Origin of the sequence: Octadecabacter sp. B2R22, from assembly GCF_018861045.1 — a bacterium.
Taxonomy (GTDB): domain Bacteria; phylum Pseudomonadota; class Alphaproteobacteria; order Rhodobacterales; family Rhodobacteraceae; genus Octadecabacter.
The window spans coordinates 200,712-215,115 of sequence record NZ_JAHKQJ010000007.1 but is presented as its reverse complement, the minus strand read 5'-3'; the positions used below and the strand labels follow the sequence as shown (position 1 = coordinate 215,115).

The 14,404-nt window shown below is 55.9% G+C and carries 18 protein-coding genes; 12 read left to right on the top strand and 6 right to left on the bottom strand.

What is annotated here, in order from left to right; genetic code table 11:
- Positions 1-38: 38 nt before the first annotated feature.
- Both KO486_RS06515 and KO486_RS06510 read right to left on the bottom strand, forming a co-directional pair.
- Positions 39-269, bottom strand: coding sequence for a DUF2842 domain-containing protein (locus tag KO486_RS06515; protein WP_216036440.1), 231 nt, complete (start codon positions 267-269; stop codon positions 39-41).
- Positions 270-273: 4 nt separating this feature from the next.
- Positions 274-1,569 carry an adenylosuccinate synthase gene (locus KO486_RS06510; protein WP_216036439.1) on the bottom strand — a complete coding sequence of 432 codons (1,296 nt, stop codon included), beginning with the start codon at positions 1,567-1,569 and terminating at the stop codon, positions 274-276.
- Positions 1,570-1,746: 177 nt separating this feature from the next.
- Between KO486_RS06510 and KO486_RS06505 the strand changes: the two genes are divergently transcribed.
- Positions 1,747-2,145, top strand: coding sequence for a DUF6524 family protein (locus tag KO486_RS06505; RefSeq protein ID WP_216037522.1), 399 nt, complete (start codon positions 1,747-1,749; stop codon positions 2,143-2,145).
- Positions 2,146-2,240: 95 nt separating this feature from the next.
- Here KO486_RS06505 and KO486_RS06500 read toward each other — a convergent pair whose 3' ends face one another.
- From KO486_RS06500 to KO486_RS06485, 4 genes are all read right to left on the bottom strand, one after another.
- Positions 2,241-3,614: an SLC13 family permease gene (locus KO486_RS06500; protein WP_216036438.1), complete on the bottom strand. Its 1,374-nt coding sequence runs from the start codon at positions 3,612-3,614 to the stop codon at positions 2,241-2,243.
- 185 nt (positions 3,615-3,799) lie between these two features.
- Complete coding sequence (locus tag KO486_RS06495) at positions 3,800-4,669, bottom strand: MBL fold metallo-hydrolase (protein WP_216036437.1); 870 nt, start codon at positions 4,667-4,669, stop codon at positions 3,800-3,802.
- 64 nt (positions 4,670-4,733) lie between these two features.
- Complete coding sequence (locus tag KO486_RS06490; protein WP_216036436.1) at positions 4,734-5,177, bottom strand: DNA starvation/stationary phase protection protein; 444 nt, start codon at positions 5,175-5,177, stop codon at positions 4,734-4,736.
- 93 nt (positions 5,178-5,270) lie between these two features.
- Positions 5,271-5,915, bottom strand: a complete 645-nt coding sequence (locus KO486_RS06485) for a peroxiredoxin (RefSeq protein WP_216036435.1) — start codon at positions 5,913-5,915, stop codon at positions 5,271-5,273.
- Between the two features lie 104 nt (positions 5,916-6,019).
- Between KO486_RS06485 and KO486_RS06480 the strand changes: the two genes are divergently transcribed.
- The 11 genes from KO486_RS06480 to KO486_RS06430 all read left to right on the top strand — a co-directional run bounded on the left by KO486_RS06480 (position 6,020) and on the right by KO486_RS06430 (position 14,402).
- The gene (locus tag KO486_RS06480) at positions 6,020-6,895 is read left to right on the top strand and encodes a hydrogen peroxide-inducible genes activator (RefSeq protein WP_216036434.1); all 876 of its coding nucleotides are present in this window, start codon (positions 6,020-6,022) and stop codon (positions 6,893-6,895) included.
- 135 nt (positions 6,896-7,030) lie between these two features.
- Complete coding sequence (locus KO486_RS06475; RefSeq protein ID WP_216036433.1) at positions 7,031-7,387, top strand: rhodanese-like domain-containing protein; 357 nt, start codon at positions 7,031-7,033, stop codon at positions 7,385-7,387.
- A complete protein-coding gene (locus KO486_RS06470) occupies positions 7,384-7,830 on the top strand; it encodes a rhodanese-like domain-containing protein (protein ID WP_354667489.1) in 447 nt (148 codons plus the stop codon). The genes KO486_RS06475 and KO486_RS06470 overlap by 4 nt, the downstream gene beginning before the upstream one ends.
- Positions 7,831-8,033: 203 nt before the next feature.
- On the top strand, positions 8,034-8,399 hold the full coding sequence (secG, locus tag KO486_RS06465; protein ID WP_216036432.1) for a preprotein translocase subunit SecG: 366 nt from the start codon (positions 8,034-8,036) through the stop codon (positions 8,397-8,399).
- A gap of 229 nt (positions 8,400-8,628) precedes the next feature.
- A complete protein-coding gene (locus tag KO486_RS06460; RefSeq protein ID WP_216036431.1) occupies positions 8,629-10,272 on the top strand; it encodes a CTP synthase in 1,644 nt (547 codons plus the stop codon).
- 107 nt (positions 10,273-10,379) lie between these two features.
- A complete protein-coding gene (gene rlmJ / locus KO486_RS06455; RefSeq protein WP_216036430.1) occupies positions 10,380-11,150 on the top strand; it encodes a 23S rRNA (adenine(2030)-N(6))-methyltransferase RlmJ in 771 nt (256 codons plus the stop codon).
- Positions 11,151-11,188: 38 nt separating this feature from the next.
- The gene (locus KO486_RS06450) at positions 11,189-11,617 is read left to right on the top strand and encodes a TerB family tellurite resistance protein (protein WP_216036429.1); all 429 of its coding nucleotides are present in this window, start codon (positions 11,189-11,191) and stop codon (positions 11,615-11,617) included.
- 42 nt (positions 11,618-11,659) lie between these two features.
- Entirely contained in the window at positions 11,660-12,100 is a 441-nt protein-coding gene (locus tag KO486_RS06445; protein ID WP_216036428.1) for a TerB family tellurite resistance protein, read from the top strand.
- The gene (locus tag KO486_RS06440; protein WP_216036427.1) at positions 12,097-12,828 is read left to right on the top strand and encodes a PhnD/SsuA/transferrin family substrate-binding protein; all 732 of its coding nucleotides are present in this window, start codon (positions 12,097-12,099) and stop codon (positions 12,826-12,828) included. Before KO486_RS06445 ends, KO486_RS06440 begins: the two co-directional genes overlap by 4 nt.
- Positions 12,829-12,888: 60 nt before the next feature.
- Positions 12,889-13,659: an amino acid ABC transporter ATP-binding protein gene (locus KO486_RS06435; protein ID WP_216036426.1), complete on the top strand. Its 771-nt coding sequence runs from the start codon at positions 12,889-12,891 to the stop codon at positions 13,657-13,659.
- The gene (locus tag KO486_RS06430) at positions 13,656-14,402 is read left to right on the top strand and encodes a transporter substrate-binding domain-containing protein (protein ID WP_216036425.1); all 747 of its coding nucleotides are present in this window, start codon (positions 13,656-13,658) and stop codon (positions 14,400-14,402) included. The genes KO486_RS06435 and KO486_RS06430 overlap by 4 nt, the downstream gene beginning before the upstream one ends.
- The last annotated feature ends 2 nt before the right edge of the window (positions 14,403-14,404 follow it).

The following is a 14,404-nucleotide window of genomic DNA, read 5'->3' as shown; positions in this document are numbered from 1 at the left end:
TAAAAACAACGCCGCGCAGCGGCTCCGCTTGGGTCGTATCAGGCGTCGGGGTCCGCTTGGCCAATGCCTTTGAAGACAAACTTGAACGGAAAGGCCCAAAGAATTCCAAGCCCGACATAGATCGCGAAATTCACCCAGAAGGGCGGCTGATCCAGCGGATCGGGAAACAGCGTGTTCATCACCGTCACCGCGACCACCAGATACGCCGGAAGCCCGATCAACAAGATCACCAGCGACCAACGTTTGCGGGCTTTGTGACTCAGCGCCATCAGATCAGTCCGCGAACGGGTCAGTGACGAGGATCGTGTCTTCGCGTTCCGGAGACGTGGAAACAAGCGCCACAGGGCATTCGATCAGCTCTTCCACACGGCGCACATATTTGATTGCCTGTGCCGGAAGCTGTGCCCAAGACCGCGCACCTTCGGTGCTTTCAGACCAACCTTCCATTTCTTCGTAGATCGGCGTGCAACGTGCCTGAGCGTCCGCAGCCGTTGGCAGATAGTCCAGACGTTCGCCGTCCAGATCATAGCCCACGCAGATTTTCAGCGTCTCAAACCCGTCCAGAACGTCAAGTTTCGTCAGGCAAATGCCCGTGATGCCGGATGTCGCACAAGTTTGGCGCAGCAATGCCGCATCGAACCAACCGCAACGGCGTTTTCGACCCGTCGTGGTGCCAAATTCATGGCCGCGCTCACCAAGGCGTTGCCCATCAGCGTCGTCAAGTTCCGTCGGAAACGGTCCTTCGCCCACGCGCGTTGTGTAGGCTTTCACGATGCCCAGAACGTAGTCAATTGCTGTTGGGCCAAGGCCAACACCTGTCGCCGCCTGCCCTGCAATCACGTTGGAGCTGGTCACGAAGGGATAGGTGCCGAAATCAATGTCCAGCAACGCGCCTTGTGCACCTTCAAACAGGATACGCTTACCGGCTTTGCGTTTCTCGGCCAGCACTTTCCAAACCGGTGCGGCATAGGGCAGGATTTTCGGCGCAATCTCTTGCAGCTGCGCCAACAGCGCATCGCGGTCGATCTCGTCAAAGCCAAGACCTTTGCGCAGCGGGTTGTGGTGTTGCAATGCACGATCAACACGCGCTTCAAGTGTGGCAGCGTCCGCCAAATCCGCAACGCGGATCGAACGACGGCCAACTTTGTCTTCATAGGCTGGGCCAATGCCGCGCCCTGTTGTCCCGATCTTGGTGCCCTTGCTTGCGGCTTCTTCGCGGACACGGTCCAACTCGCCGTGGATCGGCAGGATAAGCGGCGTGTTTTCGGCGATCATCAGGTTGCCTGGGTTGATTTCAACGCCCTGCGCTTCGATCGTGGCGATCTCTTTCATCAGGTGCCAAGGGTCGAGCACGACACCATTACCGATGACCGAAAGCTTGCCGCCACGCACAACGCCGGATGGCAAAGCGTGCAGTTTGTAAACCGCCCCATCAATAACCAACGTGTGGCCTGCGTTGTGTCCGCCCTGAAAGCGCGCGATCACATCCGCCCGTTCGGACAACCAGTCCACGATCTTGCCTTTGCCTTCGTCGCCCCATTGTGCGCCGACAACTACCACGTTCGCCATTTTGAGTCCCCTAAGGTGCCAGAGTAATTCCAGAGTGTTCCAGTGTAAGGTCTGAAAACCCGTGCCCCTCTTAGGGCATCATGCTCCGGTGTGAAAGCGGACATTTTAGTGATCCTATGGACAGATCGCCCCGCCCCCGTCATCTTGCGCCAAAACAACGACACTCTAAGGACGATCATGAGCGGTTTTGCACTACGTTGGCTATTCGCATTTATCCTGTTGGCCGCCACCTATAACCCAACCCAATGGAATTACACGTCGTGGGTTATGGAAAACGGCTCTGAGAATCTATCGATTGCCGTTCTGTGCGGGCTGCTTTTGATTGTAGGTTACATCATCTACATGCGTGCCACGATGAGATCTATCGGCGTGTTCGGCATGGCGCTTGTGCTTGGGCTTGTCGCCGCCCTTCTTTGGGTCGCCTATGATCTGGGCTGGCTCAATTTCGAAAATCAAACTGCCAACACTTGGATCGGCCTTATCGCCATGTCCATCGTTCTGGGAATCGGCCTGTCCTGGTCCCACGTCCGCCGCCGCCTGTCTGGTCAGGCGGATATGGATGATGTTGATGAATAGGCCTAACCGCGGCGAAAGTCAGGTTTGAGCCCAGAGCTCCGGATGCTGCATCATCCACCGATGTCTGCAGTGCGTCGGGCAGCCACCGTCTTAAATCAGATGACGCCAAGAAGCTTCCACCACAGAAAATCAAGCGGCACGAGGACGAGCAGCGTGATGATCGACAAGACAACCGTCACCTTCAACAGCGGGCGTGTGTTTTCCCCCGCCAACCCCATAGCAACGATCAACGGGCCGACCTGATAAGGAAAGATGACGGTCGAGAACCCGATGACCTGTGTCATCAGAACAGCGGTGAGCGAGAACCCCGTGGTTTCCACCAGATCGCTCGCAAGCGGAGTCAAAACCGCCGGCGCGCCGGGCGCGGTAGTAAAGATCGACGTGCCCGTTCCCAAAACCGACAAGGACATGAAGTTCATAAAGTCCTGACCGGCTTGCAATGGAAGGACGGCAAATGCCTCGGTTGCGATGATATCGCCCAGCCCGCTAGAGGCCACGATCGTGCCAAGCGTCAAAGCGCCGGCCACAAACAACAGCATCGAGAAATCGACCGATGATTTGAAAACCGGCGGTGGCACGAACCCCAACTGCGGCACCATCAAAACCAGCGATGCGCCCAAGCCAATCCATGCAGCGTTGATCCCGTGCAACTGGTCCGTCGCCCATAGGCCAAGCGTCAGCAACAGGATTGCCATCAGCGCGGTTTGGCGCCCTCCCGCTACGGCACCTTGTTCCGTTGGGGTATCGGTAGACTGGACCTGTCCCGGAAAGAAATACAGCACGAGGCCGACGATGACGGCAGATTTCAGCACACCCAATACAGGGTAGTGCAGCAACAAGTAGTCGGCGTAACTGAAATGCACCCCGAAGGATTGCTCGGCCACGCCTGACAGGATGATGTTGGGGATGTTGGACGGCAGGATCGCAAAGCTAGGCATGTTCGTCCCGATCGCGATAATTACCGCAACGCCCGTGCGCCCTTTTGATCCTTTACCAAGCCCCAAGGCATCCGCCAGCGCCATGCCGACAGGTACCAAAACCGCAGCCCGCCCGAGAGAGGACGGCATCACAAACCCCAGCAGCATCCCCAGTATCATAAGCCCTGCGATCAACGTCGCGTAGCTTTTGGATAGATGCGGCCGCGCCAAGGCTCCCATGCGTGCGCCCAGCCCCGAATGGGTGATCGCCGCCCCGATGACAAATCCCGCCACCACCAGCCAGATCGCGGTAGATGAGAAGCTGGAAAAGACCTCTTGTGGGGTGGCCAGATTGCCCAAGATCAGCGCGGTGAACAAGAACGTCGACCCGACATAGCCTGGCACCACTCCCGTACCCCATATCGCCAAGGTGACAAGCATAATGCCAAAGGTCGTGGCCTGTTCGCCCGTCATACCTGCAGGCTGCGCGATCGCGGCCCAAGCCGCCAACGCCACCGCCAATACGAAGATAAAGTCTTTTGCGCGTGTCATAAGGATCACTTTGTAAATGGAGGGTTGAATGCAAGTCTTAAGAGGATGAGATTTCACCGGAAAGGGCAATCCGCCCGCAGTCGCAGTGCAGTGGCAAAGTGGCACAGGCTTACGCCGAAATTCTCATCAGAAGAGACAGGATGACATCAACGAAGTGACGTCATCCTGTAAAATGGGGCCGCTGGCTAACGGCTCTCAAAGTAGTTCAAGGGCACCTTCAAATAGGAACGGCCATTGTCCTCCGCTATTGGAAGGCGTCCGCCCCGAATGTTGATCTGTAGCGCGGCCAGCATCAGCTTGGGCAAGGCTAACGTCGCATCACGGGCATCACGCACGGCGCGATATTGGGTTTCGGTCGGGCCATCCTTCCAGTGGATGTTACTTTCTCGGTGCTGTGCAACCGTAGCTTCGCATGCGGCATCGCGTTCAGGGGCGTAGTCGTGCCCAACAAAGACGCGCGTGTCCTCTGGCAATGCAAGAATGGCCGAAATGCTGTCATAGAGCGCCGCCGAACTGCCGCCCGGGAAATCCGCCCGAGAGCTGCCGCGGTCCGGCATCATCAGCGTGTCATGCACGAAGGCCGCATCCCCAGCCACATAGGTTATCGACGCCATCGTATGCCCCGGCGAGAACATCACCGTAACCGGCACATTGCCCACCATGAACGTGTCGCCATCGGCAAACAGGCGGTCCCATTGGCTGCCATCCGTCGGGAAATCCTTGGGGAGGTTGTAGATGTCCTGCCATAGATTTTGAACACCCGTCACCTTTTCGCCAATTGCCGTGGGCGCGCCGGTTTGGGTTTTTAACCACGGAGCGGCTGAAAAGTGGTCCGCATGGGGGTGGGTGTCCAAGATCCAGACCAGCTCGATCCCTGTTTCGCGCACGTAGTCCAAAAGTATCTCTGCGTTCTTGGTCGATGTCGCGGCAGCCAGCGGATCATAATCTAGGACCGGATCAAGAATGGCCCCTTTCATGGTCTCAGGGTCGTGGAAAACATATTGCCAGCTTCCGGTCGGTTTGTCCCAGAAGCCCTTTACGATTGGATTGCTCATTGGTTCTCTCCTGTGCGTGAGTGGTTTGAAGGGTGGCCAAGCCCGAAGGCTTGGCGTCAGTGGGTCAGCGGGTGCTGGCCTTCATCATCCACAGTTCTTTTTCATGATACTCAAGACGGTCTGTCAGCATTCCCGCAGAGACTTCGTCGCCCGCGTCGCCGCTTGCCGCGATGGCACCGCGCAGCGTGTTGGCAAGGGCTTCATGTCCCGCGATCAGTTTTGTCATCATCTCGCCCGAGGACTGGGCGGGCGTGTCTTCCGGACCAGCCAATGCCATTAGGTCGGCCACGGAGGCCGGCGCATAGGCACCTTGCGTGCGGATACGTTCGGCGATTTCGTCCAAAGCGCCCCAGAGGTTCTGGTATTGCTCTTCAAACATCACGTGCAGCTGGCGAAAATTGGGGCCTTCTACGTTCCAGTGATACCCGTGGGTCTGGACATAAAGGCGGAATGTTTCACCCAATACGGCGTTCAGGGCATCAATGTTCTTTTGAGATACGTCAGTCATGGGGCTTTCTCCTTGGGCTATGAATTCATTGCGCTCGGCAGATTTAGAAAAGCGGGGCGGTGGAGAGCGGGCCGTGATGGCCCGCCCTTCGTGTCAGAGCATGCGGGTCGAGAAATACCAATCCACCGTCTCAAAGCCTTCATCAGCACGGGCCATCGCGGCCTCTGGGGTTGCTGGCGTCGGAACAATCACAGGCTCACCTGGTTTCCAGTTTTCCGGCATTGCGCAGGAATTTTCATCCGCGGTCTGCATCGCAACCAACAGACGGTAGATTTCATCCACCGAGCGGCCCGCGTTCATCGGGTAGTAAACCATCGCACGCAGCACGCCTTCGGGGTCGATCAGGAACGTTGCCCGCACAGCGGCGGTATCGGAAGCGCCCGGCTGGATCATCCCGTAGGCTTGGGCCACCGCCATATCAAGGTCGGCAATGATCGGGAACTTGATCTCAACGCCAAACTTTTCCTTGATGTTCAGCATCCACGCGATGTGGCTGTAGTGGCTGTCGATGGACAGACCCAGCAGTTCAGTATTGCGTGCGTTGAAGTCGTCCTGCTTGTTAGCAAAACCAATAAATTCCGTGGTGCAGACTGGTGTGAAATCAGCAGGGTGGGAAAACAGAACCAGCCATTTGCCACGGTAATCTTCGAGTGTTTTGCGCCCGTGTGTGGTTGGGGCGTCAAATGCGGGTGCGGCTTCATTCAAACGGGCGCCGGGCTGTTGTGCTTGGTCGGTCATGTCTGCTGTCCTTCTATTCAGCGTTTCGATGAGACAGGGATAGGCGCTGGACACAGATAGAGGAAATTGAATATAGAACTAATAATGATAGAGGAAATCTATAAGTGATCACGCTCCGCCAAATGCGCTATCTTACGGCCGTCGCGGATACGCTGAATTTTTCGCGCGCGGCTGAACTGTGCTTTGTGACGCAGCCCACACTCAGCGCTGGCATCAAAGAACTCGAAGATCGTCTTGGGGTTCAATTGATCGAACGCACCCGCCAAAGCGTGATGCTAACAACCGTCGGAGAAGACATCACGGCGCGTTCCCGTCAGCTTTTGCTGGATGCCGCAGAGATCGAGACCGTTGCAAAGGCCCATCGAAATCCGTTTGAGGGCGACTTGAAACTAGGGGCAATTCCGACAATTGGCCCCTTCCTGCTGCCACATGCCCTGCCCGCAATCCGCAACGCGTTTCCCAACCTGCGCGTTTACATGCGCGAAGAGATGACCGAGAGCTTGATAGAAGGGCTCCATGCAGGGCGTCTTGACTTGATCCTGATCGCGCTGCCCTTTGATACGGGGGCTTTGGAGATCATGCCGCTTTTTGAAGACGGATATCAGCTGGCCACCCCTGCGGACTGGCCTGTCCCGCGCGGGACAGAAATACTGACGAAGGGCGGGCAGCTTATGTTGCTGGAAAAGGGTCATTGCCTCCAACGCCACGCATTGGAAGCATATCCCGAACGCATCCTGTCCGTACAAGGCAGCTTCTCGGCGACCAGCCTCACGACATTGATTGCGATGGTGTCCGAGGGGTTAGGCGTCACACTTTTGCCGAACCTCGCAATTGAAGCGGGGGTCGTAGGCGGCAGCGACGTTCGCCTCACCCCGCTCCCCGACGCATGCCCACGTCGCGTGGTTCTTGCGTGGCGACCCGGATCGGCACGCGACGAATTTTTCAGAAAACTTGGCGGCCTACTGCAACGCGATGAATAAGGTCCACACGACTGAATGCCAGGTGCCCGTTGGTTTACATGTTTCCCCACTACGAGAAATACGCTTCTCGGTATGGGTTGATATATGCATGATTTGGAATATGTGTATCTCGTAAGATATTCAAAGGAGCTCCAGATGGCTTATACGACCAAATTCCAAACCTTAGCAGACCAAGCACGCGAAAAAGCGCAGGAGGTCTCACCCGAAGATGTTTCTGAATTGATGGAAAATGGCGCGGTTGCACTGGATATCCGTGATCCCGATGAGCACGCGAATGGCCATATTCCCGGTTCGATCAACCTTAGCCGGGGAAAGCTGGAAATGAATGTTGAAGGGATGCTGCCTGAGCTCGATACCGTCATTTTGTGCTATTGCAACGCATATAACCGGGGCGCCTTGTCTGCGGCGAGCCTCCTCGACATGGGCTATAGCAATGCAAAATTCATCGGCGGCGGGCTAAACGCGTGGCGCAAGATTCAGGATGAATTGTGATAAATCGGCGCACTTCCATTGTCACGGGTGCGGCAGCTGCAGCAGTAGCATTTGGGGTTGTGCGCTTCGCAGCTCCCAATACTCCTAGAAATTTAACCCTTGAGCCAACGTCTGGATCAGATCTTGCCTCTGATCAAAATACGCTCTTGGTCGATATTCGGCGTCCAGAAGAATGGAAACAAACGGGCGTAATCGAAGGGGCACTTCTGGTAACGTATGAATCACCTGAAGACTTTCTAAGGACCGTCATCCCAAAACTTGCAAACGGGCAACGTTTGGCTTTGATCTGTCGCTCGGGGAACAGAACCTCCCACGCCTCGAGGCAAATCGCAGGCTTAGTCGATTTTCCCGTTGTGGACATCGATGGTGGCATGCTGAGAGTTCTGGACGAGGGCTACCGATCCGTAGAGCCGACCCAAGGAATGGGCTGCCAAAGCTGCTAATTTCCTTAAAGACCAAAACGGACATTGAACAGCGCTGAACGAAAGGCAACCTCGTCCGCAAAGCGGACATTCACAAATCAACGAAATACTCAAAAACATTGCAATCAAATACCAATCAGCACCTTCACCCAACATTGAGGGGGTTGCGACGCACCACTTTCGCTTCTAGATACCCCCTGTCCAATCCTTAAAGGCTCCGATCCATGGAAAATGTCGTTCTTGTCGTCCACCTCTTGCTCGCACTGTCATTGATTGGCGTTGTGCTTTTGCAGCGGTCCGAAGGCGGCGGCCTTGGTATTGGCGGCGGTGGCGGTGGCGCCCAAGGCGGACGCCCAGGTGCGACGGCCCTTGGTAAGGTCACTTGGATCCTTGCGATTGCGTTTATTTGTACGTCGATTGCACTGACGATCCTGTCCGCTCAGAAGGCCAGCGATGCGTCTGTTGTAGATGGCGCTGGTGTTCCAACGGAATCAGTCGACGGCGAAGTTGCGCCAAGCGCGGGCGAGAGCCTGTTGCCGCCAACAGTAGATGCAGCGACAGACGAACCGCTGACACCTGACGCCGACTAAACCGGCCCTTTAGCCCTCAACACCACTAAGGGTTGCGGGCTAAGGCGTTCTATCCACAGTATATTGCGGTTTTACCGTCTAAAGTTGTTTGGGGCTGGTTGCCAAAGCCCCCCGAATCCGACTAGACTTAAATCCCGTGATACATGCTTTCCGGTGGTTATTCCGCCGGCAAGGTATCCACTCATTTAGCCAATTCTGGCTGGCAGGCTTCACGGGGGTTTCCTGATTTATGGCGCGTTACGTATTCATCACTGGTGGTGTGGTTTCATCACTTGGCAAAGGCCTCGCGTCAGCTGCATTGGGATCCTTACTGCAAGCCCGCGGGTTTTCCGTGCGGTTGCGCAAGCTAGACCCCTATTTGAACGTCGATCCGGGCACGATGTCCCCGTTCGAGCACGGCGAAGTGTTTGTCACCGATGACGGGGCTGAAACCGACCTCGACCTTGGGCACTACGAACGCTTTACGGGTGTGCCGGCACGGATGACGGATTCGGTGTCTTCTGGCCGTGTTTATTCCACCGTTCTGGAAAAAGAACGTCGTGGCGATTATTTGGGTAAGACCATCCAAGTTGTTCCCCATGTGACCAACGAAATCAAAGAATTCCTGCACGTCGGCGAAGACGAAGTCGATTTCATGCTGTGTGAAATCGGTGGCACCGTGGGCGACATCGAAGGCCTGCCCTTCTTTGAGGCCATCCGCCAGTTCAGCCACGACAAGCCGCGCGGCGAATGTATCTTTATGCACCTGACGTTGCTGCCATACCTTGCCGCCTCTGGCGAGTTAAAGACAAAGCCGACACAGCACTCTGTCAAAGAATTGCAGTCCATCGGCATCGCGCCTGATATTCTGGTGTGCCGCTCAGAGCACCCGATCCCTGACAAAGAACGTGAAAAGATCGCGCTGTTCTGTAACGTGCGCAAAGATGCGGTGGTTGCGGCCTATGATTTGAAATCAATCTACGAAGCGCCGCTTGCCTATCACGAACAAGGTTTGGATCAGGCAGTATTGGATGCGTTCAACATCTCGCCTGCACCCAAACCCGATCTGCGTATCTGGAACGATGTGTCAGATCGCATTCACCACACCGATGGCGAAGTGAATGTCGCGATCGTCGGCAAATACACGCAGCTTGAAGACGCCTACAAGTCCTTCAAAGAGGCCCTGACCCATGGTGGCATGGCCAACCGTGTGAAGGTCAACGTATCATGGGTCGATGCCGAAGTTTTCGATTCCGAAGACGCAGCCCCGCACCTTGAAGGCTACCACGCCATTCTGGTTCCTGGCGGTTTTGGCGAACGCGGCACCGAAGGTAAGATTAAAGCGGCTGAATTCGCGCGCACACGTAAGATCCCGTACTTCGGCATCTGTTTGGGCATGCAAATGGCCGTCATCGAAGCGGCACGTAATGTTGCCGGCATTTCCACAGCCGGGTCCGAAGAATTCGACCATGAAGCTGGCGGGAAACGGTTTGAACCCGTGGTTTATCACCTGAAAGAATGGGTGCAGGGCAACGCCAAAGTTAAGCGCAAAACAGGCGACGACAAAGGCGGAACCATGCGCCTTGGGTCTTATGATGCGACATTGACCGAAGGGTCTAAAGTGGCCGAGATATATGGCACAACGTCCATCGAAGAACGCCACCGTCACCGCTATGAGGTCGACACGAAATACCGCGCACAGCTTGAAGAAGGCGGCATGATCTTTTCGGGAATGTCACCGGACGGCAAACTGCCAGAGATTGTCGAGTGGACGGACCACCCTTGGTTTATTGGTGTGCAGTTCCACCCAGAGCTGAAATCCAAACCTTTTGCGCCGCACCCATTGTTTGCAGATTTCGTGCGCGCAGCTGTCGAGGCGTCGCGTCTGGTTTAAATTCGAATGAGCTGCGCTCATCCGATCCGCCGGGGGGCCAGCCCCCCGGATCCCCCCGAGGTATTTGTGAAACAAAGGCAAATAGTTCGGAAAGAGTGAGTATTTGAATGCTGTCTTACCAACACCTCTATCACGCGGGAAATTTGGCGGATGTGCATAAACATTCCACGCTCGCGTGGGTGTTGGATTACATGACCCGCAAGGAAAAACCGCTGAGTTACATCGAGACCCATGGCGGGCGTGGATTGTATGACCTGACCGCTGATGAGGCTATTAAGACCGGTGAAGCGGAAGCAGGGATCGGCAGCGTTGGCGATTGGTTTGACGAAGGCCATCCTTATGCAGCGGCGTTGAATGCCTGTCGTGAAGAGTACGGCGACAACGCTTACCCCGGATCCCCATGGATCGCGTCCCATCTTTTGCGCGGTGATGATGTTTTGCACGTCGCAGAGCTGCACCCGCAAGAACATGCCGCATTAAGACAGGCCGTCGCGGGCGCCCATATTCACGGTCAAGACGGCTTTGATATGGCGTATTCGCTGTGTCCCCCGACCCCACGCCGTGGGTTGATGCTGGTTGATCCATCCTACGAGGTGAAGGCCGAATATATGGATATCCCACGCCATTTCGCAAAGCTTGCGAAAATCTGGCCTGTTGGGGTGTTGATGCTTTGGTATCCTATCCTTACGGATATGCGCCATCGCGGGATGTTACGGGCCTTGCAGACCACGTTTCCTGAGGCTTTGACCCACGAAGTACGCTTTGCACCAGCGCGTGACGGCCACCGCATGGTGGGGTCAGGAATGTTCATCGTTAACCCGCCTTGGGGGCTTGATGAGGCGTTAAACGACCTTGGGGATGCTTTTGAGCAGCTTTGAGGCTTGCGGGAATAGTTAACACGCCTAAACTACCCTTTATGTTTGAAAGAATCCTTGCCCGCCTCACCGCCTCTGCGGCCGATTTAACGCCAATGCCCGAGGCAGATGCACGCCATGCACTTGGTGCGCTGTTGGTCCGTGTGGCCAAGGCTGATGGTGCCTATCTGTTTCAGGAGATTGAAGAGATCGACCATTTGCTGGCCGACCTTTACGATTTGAACGCCATCGGGGCTGCCCGGATGCGAGCCGAGTGTGAAAAGCTGGAAGCCGCGATGCCCGACACGAGCGAACTGGCGAATATCCTAACCTGCGAAGTTACCAGCAGTGAGCGTGACGAATTGGTGAGTGCGCTGTGGAAAGTGGCGGACGCTGATGGTCAGCGCCATGACACCGAACAGCAGGTTGTGGCGATCGCCACTCAGACGTTTGGGATGGCACCCGAGGCAGCAGAAGCCTTGCGGTCGTAATCCAGTCTTGGACTTTGTGAGAAGCGAGCCTATATCCCAATTATGTTTGGTGAACTCTTTAAGCGGCTAACAGCCCCCGACCCTGTAGAATTTTCAGATACAGATGCGCGTGTCGCGCTTGGTGCGTTGCTTGTGCGCTTGGCACGTGCAGATGGCATTTATGATAGCGCTGAAATTGCACAAATCGATGCTGTGTTGATGGACCGCTATGGAGTGTCGCAGCAAGACGCCCAAGATTTGCGGGCGAAGTGCGAGATTGCCGAAACCGAAGCGCCGGATACGGTGCGGTTTACGAAAGCGATTAAAGAAGCCGTCGCTTATGAGGACCGAGAAGCCGTTGTTGAGGCGCTTTGGTCTGTGGCATTGGCCGACGGAGATCGCGACCATCACGAAGATGCATTGTTGCGTATGGTTGCGCCGTTGCTTGGCGTGACGGATCAGGACAGCCACAAGGCCCGCCACCGGATCATGAACCGGAAATGATCGCACGACTGCCGATGTATGATCGCCCGGAAAATGCCGCGGCGCATGATGCACTGTGGTCGGGTGTCAGAGACATCCTCGGCTATGGGGACCCCCAAATCGATCGCGAAACCGCTTATGATGAAGGCTGGGGGTGCGAGGATTTGCAGCTCGGGCAGTTATGTAACCTCCACTACCGTACCAATTTTCGCAACCGCGTGACGCGGATCGGCTGTGCGGACTACAGTCTGCAAGATACGCCCGCAGGATACTATCATTCCGTTTTTGTGGTCCGCGCTGAGGACGCCAGCCGTGGTCTCGCGCCTGCAACATTGGGGCGGTTCGCCTACAATGACGCGCTGTCTCAATCTGGTTGGGGTGCACCGCTGGCCCGCGTGAACGACATGGGTCTGACATTCCACACGACGGTGCGAACCGGTGCACATTACGATAGCATGTTGGCCGTGGCCGATGGGCGTGCTGATCTAACCGCGATTGATGCTGTCACATGGCGCATGTTCGAAGCTTGGGAACCACGCGCGACTGAATTGCGTGTTGTCGGGCGAACCGGACTATCCCCCGGAATGACGTTCATCACCGCGCCACAAAATGATGCAGCCGCGATCCGAGCGGCGCTACAATCGGCGATCTCGACCCTCGCGCCAGAACATGCGGACACATTGGGCCTGCGCGGCTTGGTTGTTTTGCCAGACGCTGCCTATGATATGGCGCTGGCGGCTGCGCCCTAAGGCACATTGCAATCGCCCGAAAAGTAAGCCCTACTCGACCAAATCTTCAAAAGAGGCCGCATGACTTCTCCAGTTCTCGAAATCCGAAACCTTCACAAAGCCTATGGCACACTAGAGGTGCTCAAGGGTGTGGATGTCTCAGCGCCTGCGGGTCACGTCATCAGTTTGATCGGGTCCTCCGGTTCTGGAAAATCAACTTTGTTACGCTGTGCGAACCTTTTGGAAGACAGTCAGCAAGGCGATATCCTGTTTTGCGGTGAACCCGTAAAATGGAAAGGCACCGGCCTTAACCGTCAGCCAAGCGACCATGCGCAAATGATCCGTATTCGCACGAACCTGTCGATGGTGTTTCAGCAGTTTAACCTCTGGGCGCATATGACCATTCTGCAGAACGTCATGGAGGCCCCCCTCACCGTCCTGAAACGGGACCGCGACGAGGTTGAGGCAAGCGCGCGCAAATACCTCGACAAGGTTGGGATCGGTGACAAATGCGATGTCTATCCCGCACAGCTTTCGGGTGGGCAACAACAGCGTGCAGCGATTGCACGGGCGTTGTGTATGGAACCCAAAGCGCTGCTTTTTGATGAACCGACTTCGGCGCTTGATCCAGAACTGGAACAAGAAGTCGTTAAAGTTATCAAAGACCTAGCCGCCGAAGGCCGCACCATGTTGGTCGTGAGCCACGATATGCGCATGGCCCATGACATTTCCGATCACGTGGTGTTCCTGCACCAAGGCATGATCGAAGAACAGGGCCCACCAAAGGAGCTGTTTAACAATCCACAATCAGAACGCTTGCGTGGATTCCTTTCTGCGACGGTGCCGGCATGAAGGCGCTTGCGATTGTTCTGGCCCTGCTGGGAAGCACGGCAGCGGCTGACACGTTGCGGATCGCTACGGGCGGGCATTTTCCACCCTATATTTACGACCCTGAAACCGAACAGGCACGCGGGTTCGACAAGGATTTGTTAGACGAAATTTGCCAGCGCGGCGACTATGACTGCGTCTGGGTCGACCTCCCGATGAGCGATATTTTTCAGGCCCTCGCACGCGGCGACGTGGATGTGGTTACAGGTGGGTTCGGCTATTCATCTGAACGGGATGCAATTGTGGATTTCACCTGCCCCTACGTCTACAGCGGCGAAAGCGCGGGGCATTTCGTGGGGGCCAGCCCAGAGGTTGATCTGATCACCTCGCGGATCGGGACATTGGACGAATCCCTGTACCTAAAGGCCATGCAACAAGCCCAGCGCGATGTTCGCTCTTATCCTACTGAGGCTGCCGCACTGGATGCACTGGCGGCGGGTGAAATCGATGTGGTGTTCGGATCGCACAATATGGTGACGGACGCCGAAGGGCGCGGCGGCTTTTACGAAGTCGGCGAATATCCGACATTTTCAGGCGGAACTGTGCTGGGTGTGTCTGAGGACGCTACGGCGTTGCTCGCGGACCTCAATGACCTATTGGCAAAGATATCGGCGGATGGAACACTAGGTCAGTTGCAATTGCGGTGGCTTGGTCGAGATTCGGGTGACACGATTTCGCGCTGCTTTGACCCAACCGCATTGGCATAAGA